At 37.4% G+C, this 25,512-nt stretch carries 17 protein-coding genes and 1 tRNA gene; 12 read left to right on the top strand and 6 right to left on the bottom strand.

Annotation, left to right across the window (positions count from 1 at the left end):
• The first annotated feature begins 28 nt into the window (after nt 1-28).
• Nucleotides 29-337, top strand: coding sequence for a DUF2853 family protein (locus NPX98_RS04060; protein WP_269022811.1), 309 nt, complete (start codon nt 29-31; stop codon nt 335-337).
• A 92-nt stretch (nt 338-429) separates the two neighbouring features.
• On the opposite strand, the gene NPX98_RS04055 is transcribed toward NPX98_RS04060, so the two are convergent.
• Nucleotides 430-1,737 carry an MFS family transporter gene (locus tag NPX98_RS04055; RefSeq protein WP_269022810.1) on the bottom strand — a complete coding sequence of 436 codons (1,308 nt, stop codon included), beginning with the start codon at nt 1,735-1,737 and terminating at the stop codon, nt 430-432.
• Between the two features lie 664 nt (nt 1,738-2,401).
• On the opposite strand from NPX98_RS04055, the gene NPX98_RS04045 reads away from it, so the two are divergent.
• From NPX98_RS04045 to ilvC, 10 genes are all read left to right on the top strand, one after another.
• The gene (locus NPX98_RS04045) at nt 2,402-3,196 is read left to right on the top strand and encodes a thymidylate synthase (protein WP_269022809.1); all 795 of its coding nucleotides are present in this window, start codon (nt 2,402-2,404) and stop codon (nt 3,194-3,196) included.
• Nucleotides 3,193-3,702, top strand: coding sequence for a dihydrofolate reductase (locus NPX98_RS04040; RefSeq protein WP_269022808.1), 510 nt, complete (start codon nt 3,193-3,195; stop codon nt 3,700-3,702). The genes NPX98_RS04045 and NPX98_RS04040 overlap by 4 nt, the downstream gene beginning before the upstream one ends.
• A gap of 109 nt (nt 3,703-3,811) precedes the next feature.
• On the top strand, nt 3,812-4,954 hold the full coding sequence (gene hflK, locus NPX98_RS04035; protein WP_269022968.1) for an FtsH protease activity modulator HflK: 1,143 nt from the start codon (nt 3,812-3,814) through the stop codon (nt 4,952-4,954).
• Between the two features lies 1 nt (nt 4,955).
• Nucleotides 4,956-5,879, top strand: a complete 924-nt coding sequence (gene hflC, locus NPX98_RS04030; protein WP_269022806.1) for a protease modulator HflC — start codon at nt 4,956-4,958, stop codon at nt 5,877-5,879.
• Nucleotides 5,880-6,052: 173 nt separating this feature from the next.
• Nucleotides 6,053-7,555, top strand: coding sequence for a Do family serine endopeptidase (locus NPX98_RS04025; RefSeq protein WP_269022805.1), 1,503 nt, complete (start codon nt 6,053-6,055; stop codon nt 7,553-7,555).
• A 668-nt stretch (nt 7,556-8,223) separates the two neighbouring features.
• Nucleotides 8,224-9,099 carry a tRNA (adenosine(37)-N6)-dimethylallyltransferase MiaA gene (gene miaA / locus NPX98_RS04020; RefSeq protein WP_269022804.1) on the top strand — a complete coding sequence of 292 codons (876 nt, stop codon included), beginning with the start codon at nt 8,224-8,226 and terminating at the stop codon, nt 9,097-9,099.
• A gap of 224 nt (nt 9,100-9,323) precedes the next feature.
• Nucleotides 9,324-11,120, top strand: coding sequence for an acetolactate synthase 3 large subunit (locus tag NPX98_RS04015; protein WP_269022802.1), 1,797 nt, complete (start codon nt 9,324-9,326; stop codon nt 11,118-11,120).
• A 467-nt stretch (nt 11,121-11,587) separates the two neighbouring features.
• On the top strand, nt 11,588-12,709 hold the full coding sequence (locus tag NPX98_RS04010; protein WP_269022800.1) for an ATP-dependent DNA helicase: 1,122 nt from the start codon (nt 11,588-11,590) through the stop codon (nt 12,707-12,709).
• A gap of 87 nt (nt 12,710-12,796) precedes the next feature.
• On the top strand, nt 12,797-13,531 hold the full coding sequence (locus tag NPX98_RS04005) for a pyridoxine 5'-phosphate synthase (RefSeq protein ID WP_269022799.1): 735 nt from the start codon (nt 12,797-12,799) through the stop codon (nt 13,529-13,531).
• A gap of 619 nt (nt 13,532-14,150) precedes the next feature.
• Entirely contained in the window at nt 14,151-15,170 is a 1,020-nt protein-coding gene (ilvC, locus tag NPX98_RS04000; protein WP_269022798.1) for a ketol-acid reductoisomerase, read from the top strand.
• 82 nt (nt 15,171-15,252) lie between these two features.
• Here ilvC and cycA read toward each other — a convergent pair whose 3' ends face one another.
• Together cycA and NPX98_RS03990 are read right to left on the bottom strand one after the other, a co-directional pair.
• Nucleotides 15,253-16,656 (bottom strand): D-serine/D-alanine/glycine transporter, encoded by a 1,404-nt coding sequence (gene cycA, locus NPX98_RS03995; protein WP_269022796.1) that lies wholly within the window; start codon nt 16,654-16,656, stop codon nt 15,253-15,255.
• An 836-nt stretch (nt 16,657-17,492) separates the two neighbouring features.
• Nucleotides 17,493-17,568, bottom strand: a tRNA-Lys gene (locus tag NPX98_RS03990).
• Between the two features lie 478 nt (nt 17,569-18,046).
• Between NPX98_RS03990 and NPX98_RS03985 the strand changes: the two genes are divergently transcribed.
• A complete protein-coding gene (locus NPX98_RS03985; protein ID WP_269022795.1) occupies nt 18,047-19,612 on the top strand; it encodes a TerC family protein in 1,566 nt (521 codons plus the stop codon).
• A gap of 487 nt (nt 19,613-20,099) precedes the next feature.
• On the opposite strand, the gene NPX98_RS03980 is transcribed toward NPX98_RS03985, so the two are convergent.
• The 3 genes from NPX98_RS03980 to secD form a co-directional block, all read right to left on the bottom strand.
• The gene (locus NPX98_RS03980; protein ID WP_269022794.1) at nt 20,100-21,038 is read right to left on the bottom strand and encodes a lysylphosphatidylglycerol synthase transmembrane domain-containing protein; all 939 of its coding nucleotides are present in this window, start codon (nt 21,036-21,038) and stop codon (nt 20,100-20,102) included.
• Between the two features lie 26 nt (nt 21,039-21,064).
• On the bottom strand, nt 21,065-22,819 hold the full coding sequence (ybaL, locus tag NPX98_RS03975) for a YbaL family putative K(+) efflux transporter (protein WP_269022793.1): 1,755 nt from the start codon (nt 22,817-22,819) through the stop codon (nt 21,065-21,067).
• A gap of 104 nt (nt 22,820-22,923) precedes the next feature.
• Entirely contained in the window at nt 22,924-25,455 is a 2,532-nt protein-coding gene (gene secD / locus NPX98_RS03970) for a protein translocase subunit SecD (protein ID WP_269022792.1), read from the bottom strand.
• Nucleotides 25,456-25,512 lie beyond the last annotated feature (57 nt).

Raw genomic sequence — 25,512 nt, 5'->3', positions numbered from 1 at the left:
TGCCGCTAATTTTTGGAGGTGTTGCAAAATGAAAAATGATTTAGTAGCAGATATTAAATTATATGATCCAGATCCTAACAAAGCCGCAATAGAACGGCTTAGAAATCGTTTAGCTTTAGTGATGAGGAAAAAAGATGCATCATTGGTTGCTACATCGGATCCAAAAGAGTTAGAGCGCGTTGAGGAATGGGTTCAAAATGTACTGGATGCTGATGAACAAAGTGCTAAAAAGGCTGTTTCAAAAGTTGCTGAAATGATGTCGGGAGAGCGCAGAAAAAATCGTGTGACTTTTTATTATTTAGTTGCCAAACAACTCGGTGCACTTGGTAATATTTAAATAATTTTAAGATGAAGTTATCCGTATGATAACTATAGAAAAACCCAATTTTATTGGGTTTTTTTGTTTAACTTTATTTAATGTAGGAAAGTCTAACGGATATTGTCTTTTTCAAGATATCCACCATCTCGGATATCTGGCATAAAAAGAACCGAAATGAATGCAATAATCATCATACCTGTTACATAATAATAGAAAACAGATTCATATCCAATATCCTTCAATCCAAGTGCTACCGCTTCAGCGGAACCACCGAATAGTGCATTAGCGATAGCGTAAGATAGCCCAACGCCCATTGCGCGTATTGAAGAGGGAAACAACGCTGCTTTTATAATACCAGAGATAGATGTATAAAAGCTCATAATGCTCAACATTCCAACAATGACCGATAGAGCAATCCACTTATTGTCAGTGCCAGCAATGATTGTAAGTCCCGGAATTGTACAGATAATGGATAAGGCACTCCAAAAGAGAAGAGAAATTTTCGGTCCAATTTTATCAGCTAGAGCACCAAATGCAGGTTGGAGTAACATGAAAACAAAGAGTGCGGCAGTCATAACAGTTGTAGCTGTATGTTTATCAAAACCGGTGGTTGTAATCAGGTATTTTTGCATATAAGTTGTGCAAGTGTAGAATGTAAGCGATCCTCCAGCGGTAAAGCCAATAACCAGAAAGAAAGCTTTTCGATGGTTGCGTAAAAGCTCCTTGAAACTACCAGCCTCTTTTCCAGAACGGCTTTCCTCTGTAGTTGTTTCATGAAGAGAGCCACGTAAGAAAATTGCAACAATTGCTGCAAGACCGCCAATAACAAAAGGAATACGCCAGCCCCATGCTTTTAATTGATCTTCTGTGAGATAAAGTGCCAAAACGAATATAACAAGACTAGCTAGAAGTTGACCACCGATAAGTGTTGTATATTGGAAAGAACCAAAGAAACCACGATGGTTTTTGAGAGCAACTTCACTCATATAAGTTGCTGTTGTACCATATTCTCCACCGACAGAGAGACCTTGAAGCATTCTGAGTAAAAGCAGAAGAATTGCTGCTGTTATTCCAATTGTTTCATAAGTGGGGAGTATAGCAATTAGGAATGAACCACTGCACATCATAAAGACAGAAATAAGCATTGAGAGTTTACGACCATAACGATCGGCAATGCGTCCGAAGAGCCATCCACCAATTGGTCGCATGAGAAAGCCAATAAAAAAGACACCTGCGGCTTTTAAAAGTTGGGCAACAACATCGCCATCTGAGGGAAAAAATTGCGATGCAAAATAAATCGATGTAAAAGAATATACATAAAAGTCATACCACTCTACGAGATTACCTGATGCGCTGGCTACGATAGATAGAACACGTTTCCTTGTGTCATGTTGTTCTGAAGTTGTTTCGTTCTCCATGAATTTATCCCTTTTGTATTCATTTCGTTTCTTTTACCCCTTTACAGTTTGAGTCACTAAAATTCAATTATATAATGTTAATTTTTTGTAAAAGATATTTTGGGAAGACTGATTTATACAGATAATAGATCGTGTGATTTCGATTCTGAGAAGGCTGTGTTAGCTTGCTGATGAGGATCAAAGATTTATTATAGATTTTAGGATTCAAAAAAGTTAGAGCGCGTTGAGAAAATGGGTTCAAGATGTACTGGATGCTGATGAATGAAGTGCTAAAAGGCTGTTTCAAAAGTTGCTGAAATAATGCCGAGAGAGTGCAGAAAAAATCGTGTGACTTTTTATTATTTAGTTGCCAAATAACTCGTGCACTTGGTAATATTTCAATAATTTTAAGATGAAGTTATCCGTATGATAACTATAGAAAAACCCAATTTTATTGTTTTTTTTAAACTTTGTTTAATGTAGAAAAGTTTAACGGATATTGTCTTTTTCAAGATATCTACCATCTCGGATATCTGGCATAAAAATAATCGAAATGAATGCGATAATCATCATACCTGTTACATTTCATATCCTTTGTCTATTTTTTGTATGCTAACTTTAATCTTTTGTATAACTTTTGTGATTATCAAAACTCATGTTAACGTTCATGTGAAATATATCCCGTATGAAAATATATCTTGATCTTTTAAATAACGTTTTAGATAATGGCATCGATCGTTCAGATCGGACGGGTGTTGGGACACGATCGATTTTTGGTTATCAGATGCGGTTTGATTTACAGGCAGGATTTCCGCTTCTGACAACCAAAAAATTGCATTTACGTTCTATCATTTATGAGCTTTTGTGGTTTCTTAAAGGCGATACAAATATTTCATGGTTAAATGAAAATGGCGTATCCATTTGGAATAAGTGGGCTGACAGCGAAGGGAATCTTGGTCCTATTTATGGCTATCAATGGCGTTCCTGGCCCGCACCTGATGGGCGCCATATTGATCAAATCAGCAATCTTTTGGCTATGATTAACAAAAATCCCGATTCTCGCCGCTTAATTGTATCGGCGTGGAATCCTGCACTGATAGAGGAAATGGTTTTGCCACCTTGTCATTGTTTATTTCAATTTTATGTTGCTGATGGCAAATTATCTTGTCAACTTTATCAACGTTCAGCGGATATTTTTTTAGGACTTCCATTTAATATTGCTTCTTATGCATTGTTGACTATGATGGTTGCTCAAGTAACTGGTTTAAAGGTGGGAGATTTTATTCATATTCTTGGCGATGCTCACCTTTATTATAATCATTTTGAACAGGCAAAACAGCAATTGTCTCGTACACCTGGTTCTTTGCCGTCAATGCTTATGAATCCAGCAATAAAGGATCTTTTTTCTTTTAAATTTGAGGATTTTAAATTGCTTAATTATGAAGCTCAGCCTCATATCAAGGCTTCAGTTGCAGTATGAAACTTCCAGTTTATTTAATAGCAGCCGTTTCAAAAAATAACGTTATTGGTCGTGATGGTGCGATGCCTTGGCGCTTATCAACAGATTTGCAACGTTTTAAAGCTCTGACTTTAGGGAAACCAGTTATTATGGGGCGCAAAACGTGGGATTCTATTGGATGTGCTTTACCAGGGCGCACAAATATTGTGATTACGCGTGATCGTGCATTTACAGCTAAAGGTGCTGTTGTTACTCATTCCTTATCTCAAGCTTGTTCTCTTGCGGAAAATATCGCTTCTCAAAATGATGCAGATGCAATTTTTATTATTGGTGGAGGTGAGATTTTTCAACAAGGGTTGGCTATTGCTGATAAAATATTCCTTACAGAAATTTTGACTGTTATTGAGGGTGATAGTTTTTTCCCCGTTTTTGATAAAGAAAAGTGGACTATTATTGAAACACAATATATTCCAGAAGGAGAAAGAGATAGTCATTCAACACGTTTTGTAATCTATGAACGGAGATAACCGTTTAACAAAGTTTATTGATTGCATTATAATCAAATAATAGGCACTTTGTAAGATCAAGTTTTATAATTGATATTTGACTAATGATACTAAGTTTTAAGAGGTAATGATGCCCTGGAAAAATCAAAATGGCAATGGCCCTTGGGGTGGAGATAGAAATAAATACAATGGTGATAAAAAAATACCACCTAAGAATCCCTTCAGTTCTGGTGGCAATAATGGTGGTGGTAATAGTCCTAATATTGATGATGTATTGCGTAAAGGGCAGGATCAGCTTAAGCAATTTGGAGGGGGCGGTATTTTTATTATACTGTTTTTCTTTGCGATGCTTTTGTGGTTTTTTCAATCTATTTATATTGTTCAGCAAAATGAACAGGCGGTAGAGTTGCGCTTTGGTGTTCCTAAAGCAGGGATTGTCAGTGATGGTTTGCATTTTCATTTTTGGCCGATTGAAAGTTATATGAAAGTTCCTTTAACGGAAAAAACAATCGCGATTGGTGGTCAGTCTAGTCAATCTCAGCAAAGTGAAGGCTTGATGCTTTCGAGTGATCAAAATATTGTTAACGTTAATTTTTCTGTGTATTATCGGATCTCCAATCCTAGTCAATTCTTGTTTAATGTTAATGATCAAGAAGGAACTGTTCGTCAAGTTGCTGAGAGTGCAATGCGCGAAGTGATTGGGTCGCGGCCGGTTGATGATGTTTTGCGTGACAAGAAAGAAGATGTGGCCAATGATGTCAAAAAGATTATCCAGTTAACTGCAGATAAGTATCAACTTGGTGTTGAAATAAATCGTGTGTCGATTAGTGAGGCAGCTCCTCCTACTAAGGTTGCTGCTGCATTTAATTCTGTTCAACAGGCAGAGCAAGAGCGTGGGCGCATGATTGAAGAGGGTAATCGTGTGCGTTTTAATAAGATTGGTTTAGCGAATGGTGAAGCTTCACGCACACGGGAAGTGGCAAAAGGTGAAAAGGCGCGGATGATTGAAGAGGCAAGAGGGCGTGCTGAGCGTTTTCAGGCTATAGCTCGTGAGGCTGCAATTTCTCCAGAGGCTTCTCGTTATCGTCTCTATATGGAAACTATGGGGCGGATTCTTTCATCTCCCAATAAATTGGTTTTTGATCAGACAAATTCTCCAGCAGTGCCTTATTTGCCGCTGAATGAATTGTTGCGTAGTTCATCAGAAAAAATAATGACAACATCAGAACGCTCTTCATCACGATTGGGTTCTAATGTTTCTAGAGGATATTAATATGCAGCAATCTCGTTTCTTTTTTATTTTTGGTACTATAGCGCTTGTTCTTTCGGCTTTATGGATGTCTATTTTTATTGTTTATCCCCGTCAGCAAATAGCAATTAAGCGTTTTGGGCAAATCGTTAAAGTTGAACCTGATCCTGGTCTCTATTTTAAGGTTCCTTTTTTGGATCAGACGGTCATTATTGATAATCGGTTATTGCGTTATGATGTGCCTACTCAATCTGTGCAGGTTCGTGGTGGTGCTTATTATGAAGTTGATGCGTTTTTTATTTACCGCATTACAGATCCTAAATTGTTCTTACAGCGTATTGCATCGGGTCGGCCACAAATCGCTGCACGCGAAAATCTTGCACCGCGTTTTATTGATGCTTTGCGTGCTGTTTATGGCAAGCGAGAATTCAAAGCAGCTTTATCGGATGAACGTGGAGCAATGATGGCTGAAGTACAACGGCAATTTTCTGTAGATGCTGGTTCTTTGGGTATTACCATTGTTGATGTGCGTATTCGCAAAACCGATCTGACGGATGCTGTTTCAGAAGATGTGTATCGACAAATGGCAGCAGAACGTGAGGCAGCTGCAGAAAATATTCGTGCTCGTGGTCAGCAGGAGCGGGATCGTATTGTTGCGGAAGCTAATCGTGAATATGAAGAAATTGTTGCAGCTGCAAAGCGTGATGCTGAAATTACACGCGGGGAAGGTCAGGCTGAGAGTATCCGCCTTTTATTGAATGCGCGGAAGGCTAATCCATCGTTTTATGATTTTTGGTTGGCGATGGAACACTATAAGAATTTAGAGCGTACTCCGATGGTGATTTCACCAAAAGAAGATTTCTTTTTCTATTTTCGCAATTCACTACAAGCTGGAGCATTTGCACCAACGGTGAATGTTGGTAAGCCGACAGTTGATATTGGTAAATAATACTGGTTATCTCTCAGTGAGAAATGGATTGTGTCCGTAGGTTTTTCTTTTTTATTAGAGCCTTGATCTATGGTCACTTTCTTTTATGATAAAAGTGGTATGGTCTTGGAGGAGGCATACTGGGTTTTACATAAATGAGTTGAATGATGCTTTTAGCAGCATTGGATGAATGCATGTTAGGTAAAAATATATTGCTGAAGCGTTTTGTCACAGTAGTTACGGTTTGTATGATTCTGTTTTTGTCAGGATCGGTCAGTTGGTCGAAAGATACTTCGCAGCCAACACAGCTATCGGTTCCCGATTTAGCTGCGGAGCTTTTAGATACAGTTGTAAATATTTCTACAGCACAAATAGTTTCTGGAACAGAACAGGATCAACATACTCCTGTGCCTGTTCTTCCAAAAGATTCGTTGCTTCAAGAATATTTTGATGATTTCTTTACGCCAAAAGATGGCCAGAAAGATAGCCAATTGCAGAAAGTGCGTTCACTAGGGTCTGGTTTTGTGATTGATGCGCAAAAAGGTCTTATTGTAACCAATTATCACGTTATCGTTGATGCTGATGATATTGAAGTTAATTTTAACGATGGTACAAAGTTAAAAGCAAAATTGCTTGGGAAAGATAGCAAGACTGATTTGGCTTTGCTTCAAGTGGCACCAGGAAGAAAAAAGTTAACCGCTGTGCGTTTTGGTGATTCAGAAAAAGTGCGTATTGGTGATTGGGTTATGGCAATTGGCAATCCCTTTGGTTTTGGTGGCAGTGTAACGGTTGGGATTATTTCTGCACGCAATCGTGATCTTAATGCTGGTCCTTATGATAATTTTATTCAAACAGATGCAGCGATTAACCGGGGCAATTCTGGAGGTCCACTATTTGATAGAAATGGTGAAGTGATTGGGATTAATACGGCGATAATTTCACCTTCTGGTGGATCGATTGGTATCGGTTTTGCTATACCATCTGATATGGCTGTTTCTATTATTAATCAGTTACGTGATTTTGGAGAAATAAGACGTGGTTGGTTGGCTATCCATATTCAACCGGTCACGGATGATATTGCGAAAAGTTTGCAATTAGAGCATCCTGTTGGGGTATTGGTTGCTGGTAAAATAGAGCATGCAGAGGTTGATAATAGTCAGTTACGTGTGGGTGATGTTATTCTTTCCTTCGGGAATAACAAAGTCAAGAACATACGTGATTTATCGCGTTTGGTTGCAGAAAGCTCGGTAGGGCAGGTGGTGAATGTTACAGTTTTGCGTGATGGGCAGGAAAAAACAGTAAAAGTAAAGCTTGGTCGTTTGCTTGAAACAGATTCAGATGAAAATATGGAAAAAAAGTCTGATGATCAAGAAAGCAATGATGGTTCGGACAATATAAAAATACAATTTATGGGAATGACTTTGTTAGAGCTTACACCTGATGTGCGTCAGCGTTATTCAATTTCTGATAAACTTAATGGGTTGGTTGTGGCATCTGTTGCACAAAATAGTGTTGCTGATAAAAGGCGTATTCGCGTTGGTGAAGTGATTGTTGATATCAATCAAAGTGCAGTCAAAACAATCGATGATGTTAGAAAACGTTTTCAGAAATTACGGGAATCTGGGCGCAAAAACGCTTTGGTTGTTGTCGCTCGTCCAGATGGGGAGTTGCGATTTGTAACAATCCAAATGGATTGATGTTTTGAGGCTACTGTTTAATCATTGATGTTCTGGATCGCCGATGGTTCTATAGCTTAGAATCCAAAAAGTTTTATTTTGATGATCTGGAATTCAGAGAAGAGCTATGAGATCTCTTTAAGCGGTAAAGTATGGGGTGGCTTTTGCCACAATTTGGGTTATATGAAAATAACCCAGAACAAGATATTATGGTTTTGCTTAACTATTGGGCCATCGCTGATAGCAAGAATATTTGCGAGAGAAATCTAGAGTTGTTGATAGAGCCTCCATAATTTTTTCTTTTGCAATATGGAGCCTGTAACAGTTTAGAGTATTCCTTGTTGTGATGGAGATAGTTTGCATATTTATTATTATTTCATCATTAGGTCTTTGTGTCATTATGGTAGAATTTTTGCCCGTAAGCAAGAGGTCCTCGTGGTGAGTGTTTTTAGATGACGATATCAAGAGTTTATATTTTAATACTCTTTTTGGATCGTTGTATTGATTATTTTTTATCTTTCCAAAGGGTAAAGGAGTATTGTAAGAACTTTTTTATTAAGTGCATAATGCAGCTTCCATTCATATTTTGAGAATTTGCTTACGGGCGTTATAGATGAGTATTAGATTTTGGGATCAGTAATGAATGTTGTAATGAGCCTTTTGCTGATGGGCATAAGGGGTTTTTATGCATGACACAAAGAATGGTTACATTGATAGCGGGTCCAACGGCAAGTGGTAAATCAGAACTTGCATTAAAAATGGCTCAAAAAAAAAATGCTGTTATCATTAATACGGATGCAATGCAGGTTTATGATGTATTGAATATTTTAACAGCGCGACCAACAAAAGCTGATACTATGATTGTTCCACACTACCTCTATGGGTATGTGAATCCTGCTCTTAGCTATTCGGTGGGGCAATGGTTGCGTGATGTCCATAAGCTTTTAAATACATTGAGATTGAGATCACTTATTTTTGTTGGTGGCACGGGGCTTTATTTTCGTGCACTTTTGGGCGGGGTTTCTGAAATTCCTTATATCCCCGATGTGATTAGACAGAAATGGCGAACACAACTTTATGAAGAGGGGGTTGAGAGTCTTTATCATCAATTATTGCAGGTTGATGCTGCTATCTCTAAGAAAATTTCCTCACAAGATGGTCAACGTATTGTACGCGCTTTAGAAGTTTATGAAGCTACTGGAAAGAGATTAAGTTGGTGGCAAAAGCAAAAAACAACACCCTTGATTGTGCAGGATGATTTAGAAAAAATTCTTTTAACTCCCGCGCGTTCATTGCTTTATGAGCGCATTAATAAGCGTTTTGATCATATGGTTGAAAAAGGAGTTTTAGAAGAGGTAGTTGCTATGAAGCGGTACGCGCTTTCTCCTTTGTTGCCAGCAATGAAAGCTATTGGTGTGCCGCAATTTATGGCTTATTTAGATGGAAATACAAGTTTTGAGGATGCTATTGAAGCTGCAAAAATGCAAACTAGAAGATATGCAAAAAGGCAAATGACCTGGTTTCGTAATCAATTTGGTGGCGAATGGGAGCATATTTCTTCATAAAGAAGTCGTAAAATGTTTTGAGGTTCTTTGCAAGAGAAGAAATGTTTTGAATAGCTAGTTTTTTAAAAGGTAATTTTTGATTGACGAATGGTATTTTATAATATTAGAGTTGCTCCCTTCATGTTGTGCATAGGGTGGGGAGTATAATCATATGTTTTTTCCCATGTGCAGTAGGCCTCTAAGAGGCCTTTTTCATTTTGCGATAAAGTAGGCGAGTGGGAAAAATGATATATTATTCAAAGGCGAAAGAGAGCGCAGACGGGAAAGTAATGTCGGGAGCTGAGATGGTGGTTCAAGCTCTCATTGATCAAGGGGTTGAACATATTTTTGGTTATCCTGGTGGAGCCGTTCTACCTATTTTTGACGCACTTTATCAGCAAGATTCCTTTCAGCATATTTTAGTGCGGCACGAACAAGCAGCAGGTCATGCAGCTGAAGGCTATGCGCGGAGTACAGGAAAAGTTGGTGTTATGCTTGTAACGTCTGGCCCAGGTGCAACCAATGCTGTAACTCCTCTACAGGATGCATTAATGGATTCCATGCCTATAGTTTGTTTTTCTGGTCAGGTGCCTACAACTGTAATTGGAACAAATGGTTTCCAAGAGGCAGATACAGTTGGTATTACAAAACCCTGTACTAAACGGAATTGGTTGGTTAAAGATGTCAATGATCTTGCACAGATTATTCATGAGGCGTTTTATGTTGCTCAATCAGGACGTCCGGGGCCGGTTTTGATTGATATTCCTAAAGATATTCAGTTTGCTTCAGGTGTTTATAAAACGCCTCAACCTATAGCATCATATGATAATCCCCAAAAGGCTTGGGATCTAGAGGATATTCAATATGCTGCTTCTCTTTTAGCAGAGGCAAAACAGCCTGTTATTTATTCTGGTGGTGGTGTCATTTCATCAGGCTCTAAGGCTGTGCAGCTTTTACGTGAGTTAGTCGAATTAGGGGATTTCCCGATTACTTCAACATTAATGGGTCTTGGTTCTTATCCTGCTTCTGGTAAAAATTGGCTTGGAATGCTTGGGATGCATGGAACTTATGAAGCTAATATGACGATGCATGATTGTGATGTTATGTTGGCTGTTGGTGCGCGATTTGATGATCGTATTACTGGACGTCTCGATGCATTTGCACCTCATGCACGCATTATCCACATTGATATTGATCCTTCTTCTATCAATAAAACGGTGAAAGCAGATGTTCCTATTATTGGAGATGTTGCGGATGTTTTAGAGAATATAATCCAATGTTTAGCTGCATTCCGACCAATATCCAATAGTGCAAGCCGCGAACAATGGTGGACACAAATTAATCGCTGGCGCGCTCGTAATTCATTAGCATATGTTAAGAAAAAAGATATCATTATGCCACAGTATGCGCTTGAGCGGCTTCATGTCTTAACCAAAGACATAAATACTTATATTACATCAGATGTAGGGCAACATCAGATGTGGACTGCTCAGTATTGCCATTTTAATGAACCAAAACGTTGGATGACATCAGGTGGTCTTGGCACAATGGGTTATGGTTTGCCTTCCGCTATTGGTGTTCAAATTGCACATCCTGATGCACTTGTGCTATGTATTTCTGGCGATGCTTCAATACAGATGAATATTCAAGAACTCGCAACGATAATGCAGCATAAGACGCCTGTAAAAGTTTTTATTTTAAATAATCAGTATATGGGCATGGTACGCCAATGGCAGCAACTCCTGCATGGTAATCGTCTTTCTCATTCTTATACGGAATCAATACCTGACTTTATTAAATTGGCGGAAGCGTATGGAGCAATAGGTATTCGTTGTTCAAAACCAGATGAACTTGATGATAAAATTCAGCAAATGATTAATTGTGATAAGCCTGTTTTATTTGATTGTCATGTTGATAATTTGATCAATTGTTTTCCAATGATCCCCTCTGGCTGCGCACATAATGAGATGCTGTTATCTGATGAGGCCAGTGATGAAACAGTCGCTAATGCTATTCCTGTTGAAGGACAATTATTGGTGTAAGGTATTGGTGTAAGGAGTTTGAGATCTCGATTATGCCCATTTAAGATTTTGCTTCAGCTATTTTTAGTGCGTAGAAGCACTTGTTTTAGATTGGCTGCGTGTGTTGAGAAATTGCATGTGTTTGTTCGTTACAGAAAAATAGCACTTATTACGTGAAATGAGTTTGATTCAAGAGGTTAATAGATGTTTTGAGTAAAAGCAGGTATTTATAAATGACCAAAAATTCTGTATAGCAGTTTTTGATGTAATAATGAATTATTTCGTTTTTAAAATTATTAAAAGAACATCAAAAATTTGTCAGTCTGTACATATTTTATATTATTGAGCACGCATAAAATATATTGAATCGATGTGGTGTTGAAAGAATTATAACTCAGAAATAGCGTAAGGATAAAGAAACTTTCTTACAGTGGGTTTTTGTTTTCAAAATACTTGCTCTTTTTGTGCGAATCTTATCTTGATAAACCATGCAGTTTTCGTCGGAACAGGATAATGCACTGAAGTCTGTGGCTGCGTGGTTAAAAGATGGTCGTTCTCCTATTTTTCGTCTTTTTGGCTATGCAGGAACAGGGAAAACGACGCTTGCTCGTTATTTTGCAGAAACAGTGGATGGCACTGTTCAGTTTACTGCATTTACAGGAAAAGCAGCTCAAGTTTTGCGTTCTAAAGGTGCAAGTAATGCACGCACAATTCATTCACTAATTTATTGTCCTCGTGGAGAAGAAGAAGTCTCTGATGAATTAACGGGTAAAATGTCTTTTGCCCCAACATTTGCATTAAACCGGCAAAGTCCGGTTGCGCAAGCTAAGCTCGTTATTGTCGATGAATGTTCAATGGTCGATGAACAATTGGGTCGTGATTTGATGAGTTTTGGAACACCAATCCTTGTTCTTGGAGATCCCGGTCAGTTGCCTCCCATATCAGGAGGTGGTTTTTTTTCTGAAAGTGAGCCAGATTTCCTTTTGTCAGAGATTCATCGACAAGCATTTGATAATCCAATCATTCGTTTGGCTATGGATGTGCGTAAAGGACGCGATATTGCCTATGGTGATTATGGGTTGGCGTGTGTTATTATGCGTAAAGAGGTTGATCAACAATTGGTACTAGATGCTGATCAAATTTTGGTGGGTGTTAACAGAACGCGTCGTCTTTATAACAAACGTTTGCGTGAGTTAAAGGGATTTACCGCAGAATATCCACAAGCTGGAGATAAGCTTGTATGTTTGCGTAATGATCCCACGAAAGGCTTGTTAAATGGTTCTTTGTGGAAAGTCATGACTTCACAGAAGGAAACTGTTAAGCCAGGTATAAATCTCATCGTTAAGCCGGAAGAAAGCGAGCATGGAGTGACAAAAATTAAGCTTCTAAAAGCAAGTTTTGAGGATTCTGGTCCTGAAGTTTCATGGCAATTAAAAAAACGATATGATGATTTTGACTATGGGTATGCATTAACTGTTCATAAAGCTCAAGGATCTCAATGGGATAATGTGGTTTTGTTTGATGAAAGTTTTGCATTTCGTGATATGTATGCGCGTTGGCTTTATACAGGTATTACACGTGCGGCAGAACGTTTAACAATTGTTCGATAGAACAGGGATATTTCGGTTATCTGGTGTTATGCTAGGGTATTGCATTTCTTCTCTGTCTTTGGAAAATTTATGAAATTGGGAGTATGCATGGCAGTAAAACTTTCGGTTAATCTCAATGCTGTTGCTGTTTTGCGCAATCGGCGTAATCTGCCATGGCCGAATATCAATCATATTGGGCATATAGCTCTTGCTGCTGGTGCGGCAGGTTTGACAGTTCACCCACGACCAGACGAGAGACATATTCGTTTTTCTGATTTGTCGGATATACGTGTTTTGATGAACAATGCTTTTCCTACAGCTGAATTTAATATTGAAGGTTATCCAAGTCATACATTTTTAGATTTAGCAGAAAAATATGCTGATCAGATTACTCTTGTGCCTGATGATCCAGATCAGTTAACCTCTGATCATGGTTGGAATTTTGTTAATGATGCGGAATTTTTAGCACCTATAGTTCAGCGATTAAAAGAAAGAAAAATTCGTGTATCGCTGTTTGCTGATCCTGTTTTAGATGGGCTGGATATTGCTAAAGCGATTGGTGCTGATCGTGTAGAGTTTTATACTGGATCTTATGGCAGTGCGTTTGAAGATAAAAAAAAGCAGAGTCAGGAGTTGGATAGACTGGTTTTAGCGGCAAAAAAAGCCAAGAAGTTGCACTTAGGTATTAATGCAGGGCACGATTTGACTATGGATAATCTTCCGGCTCTTATTGATCGGATCTTTTGGCTTGATGAGGTTTCTATTGGTCACGGTCTTATTGCTGATGCATTAGAATATGGAATGCATGAAACTGTTCAGCGTTTCAGGAAGATATTGGTGTAAATCTTTTTTATATGTTCAATTTTTTAGATGAGGTGTTTTTTATCTTCATTGGAAGTTTCGTTCAAAAAATACGATTTTATGCTTCCGTATAATTTTGAAATAAGATCCTTAATATTATTGGGTAAAAAAGTTTAAGGAAGCATATGAATGATTATTAATCATTTGATGTGTTTTGTCATGGATATATTCAATTCATATCTGATACCAAACTACGAGAGACCATAACGTTCCGTTCATTTATATTTTTTGTAATAATATTCAGGCTCAAGACCTGTATGATATATAGGAATTTTAGAAATATAAGCATTTTCAATGCATAGAAAGAGTAAAATTTTAGAATATGGATTACTCTTCAGCAATATTGTTTTGCATAATATGTTATTTTCTATAGAATAGCGGTTAGAGTTTATTTTAAAATTCAAATATACTTTCAGGCTGTTTTTCATATTTGCGGTCTCGTTGTTTGCAGGATGCAAATTGTAAAACTGTTTAATTGTTATGTTGCATGAGTGATGGTTTTGTCATTCGTGCTGATCAAGTATTTAGGGGCAATTTTTTTCTCTTTAGCGAGTGAAAAGCATCTCAACTTCAATTGAAATATTAGATAAGGAGTATTTTTATGCGTGTTTATTATGATGGTGATTCGAATGTTGATTTAATGAAAGAGAAAAAAGTCGCTATTGTTGGTTATGGTTCGCAGGGGCATGCACATGCATTAAATTTAAGAGACTCTGGTGTTAAAGATATCAAGATTGCTTTACGTTCAGGATCGGTAACAGCCAAAAAAGCTAACGCAGATGGTTTTGAAGTTTTTAGTGTTTCTGAGGCAGCAAAATGGGCAGATGTTATTATGATGGCTACACCTGATGAATTGCAAGCGGATATTTATAAAGAGCATATCCATGATTATTTACGTGATGGTGCGGCTATAGCTTTTGCTCATGGTTTGAATATTCATTTTGGTTTAATTGAAGCTAAGAAAACGGTTGATGTTGTGATGATTGCTCCCAAAGGTCCTGGCCATACAGTCCGCAGTGAATATCAACGCGGCGGTGGGGTTCCTTGTTTAATTGCAATTGAACAGGATGCTTCAGGTAATGCTCATGATGTAGCATTGTCTTATGCTTGTAATATTGGTGGTGGACGTGCTGGGGTTATTGAAACAACTTTTAGAGAAGAATGTGAAACGGATCTTTTTGGGGAACAAGCTGTTTTGTGTGGTGGGCTTGTTGAGCTTATTCGTGCAGGTTTTGAAACATTGACGGAAGCAGGTTATGCGCCAGAAATGGCTTATTTTGAATGTTTACATGAAATGAAACTGATTGTTGATCTCATGTATGAAGGTGGTATTGCGAACATGAATTATTCGATTTCCAATACGGCTGAATGGGGCGAATATATGTCAGGTCCACGCGTGATTACTGATGAAACCAAAGCGGCAATGAAACGTATTTTAAAGGATATTCAGACAGGTAAGTTTACGTCAGATTGGATGCAAGAATATAAAGCTGGAGCGGCTCATTTTAAAGGAATTCGACGTGTGAATGATAGACACCCCATTGAAGAAGTGGGTAAAAAACTTCGTACAATGATGCCTTGGATTAAGTCTAATGCTTTGGTTGATAAAGAACGTAATTAAATTTTTTTGAGTATACATAAAAAATAGTGCATTCTGAATAGAAGGGGATGACTTAGTTTTCCCCTCTTTTTTTGTGCGTATTTTATTGTCCACGTCTGATAAAATTCTTTTTTCCAAAAGAGAGATACATGATACTCAAGAAAATAAACCATAGAGGAGTGTATTTTAAAGCTACTAAAGTATCGGGTTCCAATGTTAATAGAAAAATAATAAAGGCAAAGAATGCCAAAGTGATCCAACACATAAAAACGCCTCCTGGCATCTTGTAGTTCGATTGCGCATGTTGTTCAGGGCGAGTGCGACGGTATTTAATGTAGCTGATCAAAATCACAGACCATACAAATATAAATAAAATTGTTGCAATAGTGGTAACGATTGTAAAAGCTTCTATAACGGTTGGAGATAATGATGCAATTGTATAACTTAATAAAATGCATAAGCAAGAGAAGACAAGTGCATTGGCTGGGATAGAGTTGTTGGATAGTTTTCCTAAAAAGCTAGGAGCGCCCCGTTTTGTTGCAAGACCATATATCATGCGGCTGGTAGAAAAAATACCACTATTAGCAGACGATGCTGCCGACGTGAGAACAACAAAATTAACCAAACCAGAAGCAATTGGAATGCCAGCAAGCAAAAACATTTCTACAAATGGACTTTTATCTGGAACAATTTGATTCCAAGGTGTAACTGACATGATTACAAGGAGAGAGAAGATATAAAAGAATACAATACGGATAGGTATTGAATTGATTGCTTTTGGCAAAACTTTTTCAGGTTCTTTGACTTCAGCTGCTGTTGTTCCAGCAAGCTCAATACCAACAAAAGCAAAAATGGCTATTTGAAAGCCGGCGAAAAATCCTGTAATGCCGCGAGGAAAAATATTTCCATCATTCCATACATGACTAAGAGAAGAAACAGTGCCATTTGGAGAAGTGGTGCCAATAAAGATCATATAAAATCCAATAACAATTAATGCCAAAATTGCTACGATTTTGATAAGACCAAACCAAAATTCAAGTTCACCAAATAGTTTTACTGCTACGAGATTGAACATTAAAAAGAAAGTAATACAAATGAAAACGAGAATCCATGGATTAAATGAGGACCACCAAAATTGTGCATAATTGATGATAGCAATAATGTCTGCGGCCCCGGTTACAATCCAGCATAGCCAATAAGTCCAGCCGATGAAAAAGCCAGTGCTTGGTCCCAATAGATCTGCTGAAAAATCCATAAAGGATCGATACTGCGTGTTGGAAAGCAGTAATTCGCCCATAGCACGCATGACAAAATAGAGAATACAACCAATAATAGCGTAAACAAGTATAATTGAAGGGCCAGCAATGCTAATTGTTTTTCCTGATCCCATAAAGAGACCTGTTCCGATAGCACCACCAATGGCAATAAGCTGCACATGACGATTATCGAGTCCGCGTTGCAAATTTTTTTGATGCTCTTCATCTACTAAAGTTTGTTTAGAGTCCATTTTGTTGGGGTTCCCTTTGATTAGTAAGACTAAAATAACGCTAAGAAAGGTAATGCTTTATAGGAAGCATTATATGAGTGAGTCGTAAAGGAAAAAAATGAATGATCTCAGTTGGTAAAATGTGTACTATTTTGTTTCTATAGAATATGGAAAAATTGAATACAGGAATATAAACTACAATTGCTCAATATATTATAGATTGCTAGTATTATTAAAGTGTTAATCATCATTCAGCGCTAAAAAATCATAAAAATTTTGTAGAAGCACTGTGTGTTATTATAATGAGAGTTGAAATTTTATCACAGCCATCTCAAAAAATAGAAGAATTTTTAAAATTCTTAGTGATGCTTTAAGATAGGCATAAGCAGGTATTGTAGGAATATGTATTTGTTTTGCTGCTAATCGGATGATACTCTTATTGCTGATACGCAGTTTTTAAATATTTTGATTAGTATCGGTTGAATAACAAAAGTAATATGGAGTCTGTTTTTATAACTTATAGGTTTTGTATTCTATAAAATTTGTATTGTAAATTACTGTTCTTTATTATGGAAAGGAAAACAAGGTTCGCACTGCAATTGCAATATTGAAGTAAAGCACGCAGGCAATAATAACACAATAATATGTAGGTATGTTGCGTTGGTATGCTGTCATTGTCTACTCTCAAGAATAGTGTTTATGGTGCATAATTAAGTGAGAAATATCTGTAAATTAACAAAACATTTGAAGTTAAATACAAACACTTTTTAATAATGCATAGAATTTCTTGCTGTAGTTATCTCAATAAGAATTCCAGAATTTTAGATTTTGAAATTTTGTGCTAACAATTAATGAATTGGTGGGTGATGAGGGGATCGAACCCACGACCCGCTGATTAAGAGTCAGCTGCTCTACCGACTGAGCTAATCACCCACGGTTCATTAAAAGACGAGAACAAGCGGCTCTATAACGTTCCTACAAAAGGATGTCTAGATAATTTTGTTGTTTTTTGTGCAAAATGAATAGAGTTTATCGCTATATTGATAATGAGGTGTTGTTAAATAGAGTACCCTCTTGATCTTATGCAAAAATAGCCCCATTATAATAGGCTCTATAAATAAATGTTCTGATTATTATGCAGAACGGTAATCGGAGGATCATCGAGCGTAATGCCCGAGCACAATTCAGAAGAACCTTCTTATAGTATCAAGCGGTGTAGGCCGCTATTTCATTTTGTAAACTGTATCAACAATCATACGCGTTTAAGCAATACATTGCGGATGTTTGCTTTGGAACACAATCTATTTGTGTTCAATGATATTAATCAATTGCATGAATGAAAGCTTATGAATTTGTTTTGTCAGCAACAGGAATCTAAGCTTTTTGAGATATTCTTTAAGGATGAACTATAATGGAATGGATCATTGATCCCTATGCATGGTTTGGTTTGATTACATTGATTTTTCTCGAAATTGTTTTGGGAATAGATAATCTCGTTTTTATTGCGATTTTAGCAGAGAAATTGCCGTCGCATTTGCGTGATCGTGCACGCCTGATAGGTCTTACTTTAGCGCTCGTTATGCGTCTTTTTCTCCTTACGGTTATTGGTTGGGTGATAAGTCTTGATAAGATTATTTTTTCTATCGCATCTTTTGGGTTAAGTTGGAATAACCTCATCTTGATTAGTGGTGGCGCCTTTTTGTTAGCAAAGGGAACACTAGAATTGCATGAAAGGTTAGAAGGTGCTGCGCATGAAAAGGAAATAGGGGGTGTTTATGCCGTTTTTTGGCAGGTGATTATTCAAATCGTCGTGCTTGATGCGGTGTTTTCTCTAGATAGTATTATCACTGCAACAGGTATGATCACCAAAGATCAAGCGGCTGTTATGTATATAGCTGTTATTGTTGCTATGGGTGTGATGATGTGGGGATCTGGTATCCTGATGCACTTTATTAATCGTCATCCTACTATTGTGATACTTTGTTTGGGCTTTTTGATGATGATTGGTTTTTCTCTCATTGTTGAAGGGTTTGGTTTTCACATTCCAAAAGGTTATTTGTATGCGGCTATAGGTTTTTCGGTTCTCATTGAAGCTTTTAATCAAATTGGACGTCGTAATCGTGAAAAGATGATTACAACACACAATTTACGTGGACGCACAGCTAATGCTGTATTGAGGCTTTTAGGAGGTGGAAAAAAGGACGGCAGTCTTGGTGAAACTGTGGATGTTATTGCCAAGCAAGCTGCTGCTTCAGAGATTTTTCGGCCGGAAGAAAAAGAAATGATCCGTGGTGTTCTTGATCTTGCTGATCGTCCTGTCCGCTCTATTATGTCACCACGCAATGAAATTGAATGGTTGGATGTAAAGGGTGATGAGAATGAAATGCGCAAAGAATTGCAGAAAGTTAAGCATAGTCGTTTAATTCTTGCATGCGAAAAAGTAGATGAATTTGTTGGTGTTGCTTTAACGAAAGATCTTCTTTTAAATTTGGCTGAGGGCAAAAAGATTAATTGGCAAAAAGCTATGCGTGAGCCACTTGTCGTTCATGAAAATACAAGCGTTTTACGATTAATGGAGCAATTACGACATTCTTCGATTCAGCTTGCGATTATTGTTGATGAACATGGATCTTTTGAAGGAATTGCAACACCAACTGATATTTTGGAAGCTATTGCAGGTGATTTTCCTGATGGTGATGAAGAACCAGTTGTAGCAGAACAGTTAGAAGATGGGAGTCTTCTTGTTGAGGGATACGCTGATATTCGTCGTTTAAGCGGTTATCTTGAGCGTAATCTTGTTGATGAGGCTGACCGTTATACGACCCTTGCAGGGTTTATGCTTTGGCGTTTTGGTCATCTGCCGAATGAAGGTGAAAGCTTTGAGGCTGAAGGTTTGTGTTTTAAAGTGATTCAAATGGATCGCCGAAATATCTCTAAAATATTGATCTCTCCCCTTATTTTACAGGAAAAAAGCTAATTATTTTGGAATGAAAAAGTACGATAGATTAAACTCATTATTATCAAGATTATAGAGAGTTAAAAGAATAGAGAAAGTCTTAATCGATTAATACTGATAGTGTTATTTTACAGATTTTTAAGTATAAGTTGGCGTGTATGTAAGAGAATTATTTCTATCAAAGAACGATGGCATTTAATCGATCATGAAAGAAAGGTGATTACAATCCATTTTGTAGACGAATGGCTTTGAGATCATATTGAAGCATTGAAAAGATGTATGGTACTCTCGCTTTTTAGAAAAAGTTATTATTGATATTGATAAAGTAAATCTCGAACTAGCTCAGTTGATGTTAAAAAAGATGATTCCACTCATCTAATGCGCGATAAAAAAATAAAATCACAAAAATTGATCATGCAGATTTTATCGTAACATCGATAACAGTTTTGTTGTTTATATGCGCACAAGAAACGATAAAGTAAACTTACCTTTCTTTATGCGCTTTTGTTCACGGTATTCGCTTCCAATATTGTTGCACCTCAAAAATTGCAACAAAGAATAATGATAGAATAAATGGTATGATTAAATAAAGCATTCTAAAGACGATAAGTGCAGCAAGAACATCGGTGGGATCTATATTAGGCATACCTGTTATAAATAAAGCTTCGAGAACTCCTACACCTCCTGCGGGGGCGTTGGAGAGGATAGCTATAGTAAAAGATGCAAGGAAAACACCGAGTACAGAAATAAAATGAATATCGGTGTTATGTGGTAATACAGCGTATATAATCCCCGCTGCTCCCAGAATTTCTAATGGACTAATTAAAAGCTGTTGAACAACAATCTTAAGCTTTGGGTAAGAAAGTTGAATATTTTTGCTTATACGTAAAGGTTTTAACTGAAGCCAGCTGCCGAAAGTATAAAGTGTTATGCAAGTAAGTAAAACAACACCAATCACTGTAGCAAGCCATTTGGGTAGATCACTATGAATGAGAGTGATAATTTCGGGTTGCAAAATTAGAACGATGCCAGAAAGTAAGACTGTACCAATCACAAAAGTAAAAGAGCAAAATCCAACTAATATCGCAACTTCTGCTCCATTTAATCCTTTTGTTTTATAAGCGCGATAGCGCACAACAGCACCAGAAAAAACTGACGCACCGATGTTGTGTGAAAGCGCATAGGTGGTAAATGAACATATGGCGATAAACACCCAAGAAATTTTATAACCAAGATGTTGCAAAGCAATTCGATCATATCCAGCAAGAGCAGCATAAGCGATAAGTGAGCAAAGACAGGCTAGAAGCCAATTATATATACTTAAATCACTAAGACGATAAAGCACATCGCTGAAAGAAATAGCAGACAGCTTTATATAAAGAATACGGATCGATATCAGCATTGCTAGGATACCGATAAATGGCCAAATAAAATTCTTTAGTTTCACGCTTTTTGACCCGTTTTTGTTTTCATTTATGTTTTCTGTAAGTTTAATTCATGACTATGTGTATCAATTATAGAGCTCTGTCCAGTGATGTGCGTAAGAATACCATTAGCTATCTCTTCATTATCCATTACTACGATATCAGCTCCTAAATCAATGAGGTAAGCTGTCTCTGCATCAGATAGTGCATGCGTAATTATTTGAATATTCTGCTGAAGATTATGTATATTTGCTACACATTGCCCGACTTCAATGGCATTGCACATTGTAATAACAACTTTGCATGCATCTTTGATATTAGCGGCTTCAATAATTTCTTGTTTAATAATATTACCACAAATAATTTCGATTCCATCTCCGATTGCTTTATCTGCAATGCGTCTTGATTCTTCCACTACGACTACAGATATACCTCTGTTTATTAAAGATAGTGCAATAGATTTACCAATATGACTGTAACCAATAATCACAATATGATTAGTTTTTGAAGTGATAGTCAGCGATTCTTGATCAGAATCCTCAGAGTTAATATCAATGATTGCTTCTGTATTATGTAAGTTCACAGAGCGATTCTCTAGATATTTTTTAATTTTGTCAATGGCAATGAAGATAAGAGGATTAAGTAAGATAGAAAGAATTGCTCCTCCAAGAATTAAGTCACGCGCATCGCTGTTCAAGAGATCTAAGTTTGAGCCTAATTCTGCAAGGATAAAAGAAAATTCTCCAATTTGGGAAAGGCTCGCTGAAATAGTGAGAGCTGTTTTATCAGAATAACGGAAAGCTTTAATGATAAAAAAGGCAACAGCAGATTTTCCTAATATAATAATGGATAACGTTGCTAAAAGAGGAAAAAAGTCGGTTATTAGTTTTATTGGATCGAATAACATGCCCACAGAGACGAAAAAGAGAACAGAAAATGCATCTCGTAGTGGTAAAGATTCCTCTGCTGCACGATGACTTAGTTCTGATTCGCTCATAATCATACCTGCGAAAAAGGCACCGAGAGAAAGCGAAACACCAAATAAATAGGCAGATCCGAAAGCTACTCCCAGTGCAGTAGCAAAGACACCAAGGCGAAACAATTCACGTGATCCAGATTGAGCACTCATTTTTAGTAACCACGGGATAACGCGTCGCCCAATAATGAGCATAAGAGCGATAAATATAATGATTTTTAAGATAGTTAAGCCAATAATTCCCCAGATATTTAAATTCAGCCATTGAACAAGAGGATCAATTGATTTTTTTGTTGTGTTGCCAAGGATATTTGCCATTGAAGGTATGAGAACGAGTATTAGGATCATAGCTAAATCTTCAATGATTAACCACCCAATAGCAATACGTCCTTTTTCCGTTTCAATGAGTCGCCGTTCTTGTAGAGTGCGCAAAAGAATTACAGTACTGGCTGTTGATAAAGCTAAGCCGAATATAAGACTACTGCTAAAATTCCAGCCCATAATCCATCCTAGGCACAATCCTAAAAAAGTAGCGAACAGCATTTGTACAATGGCAGCAGGGATAGCAATAGCTTTGACAGATAAAAGATCTTTTAATGAAAAATGCAATCCTGTACCAAACATCAGCAAAATAACACCAATTTCAGCGAGTTGTTTGATGATAATGGAATCTACTCTAAAGCCGCCTGTGTTTGGTCCTACAATAACGCCAGCTAGAAGATATCCTATCAGAGGTGAAATACGTAGACGATTAGCAATCATTCCAAAAAGAAATGCCAAACATAAACCAGAAACAATCGTTGTAATAAGTGGTGTATCGTGCAGCATAATTGTTTGTAGCTCTTTTTTTAAGAAAGTAAGTATTGGAAACGATTGTAGTTTTACAAGAGAAAAAAATGGCAAAGCACGTAAATTGATATGCCATTTTGATTTTAGTTTAGCTTTTTTGTGCTTTGATGGTTTTTGTTATTTTCTTTATTTCGCTTATTCCACCAATTTCCTAGTAATAATAGAATGGGAGCTGCAATAAAGATAGAGGACGATGTTGCAATAATAATTCCTACGACCATAGGGACTGCAAAATTATGAACAGCATTTCCTCCCCATAGTGCCATGGGCAACATAGCTAATATTGTTGTCGCTGATGTAAAAATACAACGTATAAGCACTTGATTAATCGAAAGATCAATCAGTTCACGTAGGGGCATCTTTTTATAAAGGCGCATATTTTCACGCATTCGATCATAAACGACAACTTTATCGTTTATGGAATAGCCAACAATTGTTAAAAGGGCAGCGATAGCGGTTAAATTAAAATCTAATTGAAATAAAACAAAAAAGCCAATCATTTTTGTTGTATCAAGGATCAGCGTCACAATTGCTCCAACAGCAAAGAACCATTCAAAGCGCCACCAAATATAGAATAGCATAGCAATTGTTGCCAAAATGACAGCAGTAAAACCAGCTGTAGCAAGTTCACCAGAAATTTTGGGGCCTACAACTTCTATTTGGTCAAAGGTAACATCCTGATAAATGCTTTGTACAGCTGTTTTAACCTTATCTATAGCAATGGTTTGTTGTTTTTCGCTTTCACTTTGTTTTTGGATACGAATCAAAACGGTATTTTCATTATCAATATTTTGCAATGTAACTTCACCGATGTTAAGGGCAGAAAGCTCTGAACGCAAAGTTGCTAAATTTGTTGGTCCTTTTGTTGTAATACTTATTTGGCTTCCACCAACAAAATCAATTCCGAAATTTAAACCGGGCTTAAAGAACAGAAAAATTGAAATTATTGATAAAATAATTGAAATACCAATGCCAATGAAGCGCGCTTTCATGAAGTGGAAATTTGTATTTTGTGGCATAAAATTGAAAAAAGGTTGCAGATGCAATGTTTTGAGTTTCCATTTACGCACTACCCCAATCATAATGATGCGTACCATGGTGATATTGGTAAACATAGAGATAATGATACCAAGCGACATTGTGACAGCAAAACCACGAACTGGACCGGTACCAAACCAAAAAAGTAAAACAGTTGCAATGATAGCAGTAACATTAGCATCAATGATAGTAGCAAAGGCCTGTTTAAATCCACGATCTAAGGCTGCAAAAGCGCTGATACCTTTTCGGCTTTCTTCGCGGATACGCTCATTAATCAGAATATTGGCGTCAACTGCGATACCAATACCTAAAATGATACCAGCAATACCCGGTAATGTGAGTGTTGCACCGAGAAGGCTTAATGCAGCAAGGGTTAAAATAGTATGCAATGCCAACGCTATATCAGCGATAATACCCCAAATTCCGTACAAAAGGAAAATGAAGATTGTAACCAGAATAAAACCTATAATGCCTGTGTAAAGTCCCATCTTAATGGCGTCAGCACCGAGATTTGGACCTACAGTTCTCTCTTCAATAACGGTTAAGGGGGCAGGTAGAGAACCAGCACGGAGTAAAGCAGCAAGGGTTGATGCTTCTTTTGAATCAAAATTTCCTGTAATTTGACCTTGTCCGCTGGGGATGACGCCATTGATTACGGGAGCAGTCAATACTTTGTTATCAAGGACGATTGCAAAGGGACGATTAATATTTTGTCGTGTTATTTCAGCAAATATTTTTGCACCAGTAGAATTCATACTGAATGAGATAATAGAACGTCCCGGCATTTGTGGGTCGAAACCTGCACGTGCATCTTTAAGTACGTTGCCATCTAAAGAAACTTGGTCATAAATTGGATAAAGTTGCTGCTCATCAGTATATCCAGGAAGAATTGAAACACCTGGAGGTGGGTTATTTATATCTACATTAGGGGGCACAAGGTGGAAAGTCATCTTAGCGGTTGTGCCTAAAAGATCGCGCAACTGCTTTGGATCTTGTAGACCGGGCAATTGGACCATAATACGATCAATACCCACTTTTTGAATGGCTGGTTCGGTAACACCAATTTGGTCGATACGGCGACGAATAATTTCTAAGCTTTGTTCGATAGCATTGTTAATACGATCTTTAATACCAGCTTCGGTTAATGTGATATGGATAGCCTCATTTTGAGGACTGATAGCAATGTCATTGGTTGTGGATCCAAAGTTACTGTATACAGGTGTAATCAATGTTTCTAGGGTGGTAATAGCTTTTTTGTTTTCTATAGGATCAGGAATAATGGCAACTACGCTATCTTCGATGAGACGAACACTTGATGTGCGAATTTGTTTTTCACGCAGTTTGGCGCGCACATTGCCTAAAACTGTGTGCAACTGATCGTGTTTTAATGTTTTTGTATCGACTTCGAGTAAAAGAGAGGATCCTCCTTGAAGGTCAAGTCCAAGCGTTACATGGGTATTGGGCAAAAATTTTAAGTTTTGGCGTTGTTCTTGTGAAAATAAGTTGGGTAATGCAACGTAAATGCTACTTAAAAGGATAAAACAATAAAGTGTGGTCAGCCATCTGGGTGTACGCATGATATATTCCAATAGTAGGCAATTTAACAATTATCTTAAGTTGAAGATAAATTAGGA

It is taken from the genome of Bartonella sp. A05 (assembly GCF_026930145.1).
Lineage (GTDB): Bacteria > Pseudomonadota > Alphaproteobacteria > Rhizobiales > Rhizobiaceae > Bartonella.
Note: the sequence above shows the minus strand (reverse complement) of the source record. Positions and strands in the feature narration are given on the sequence as shown.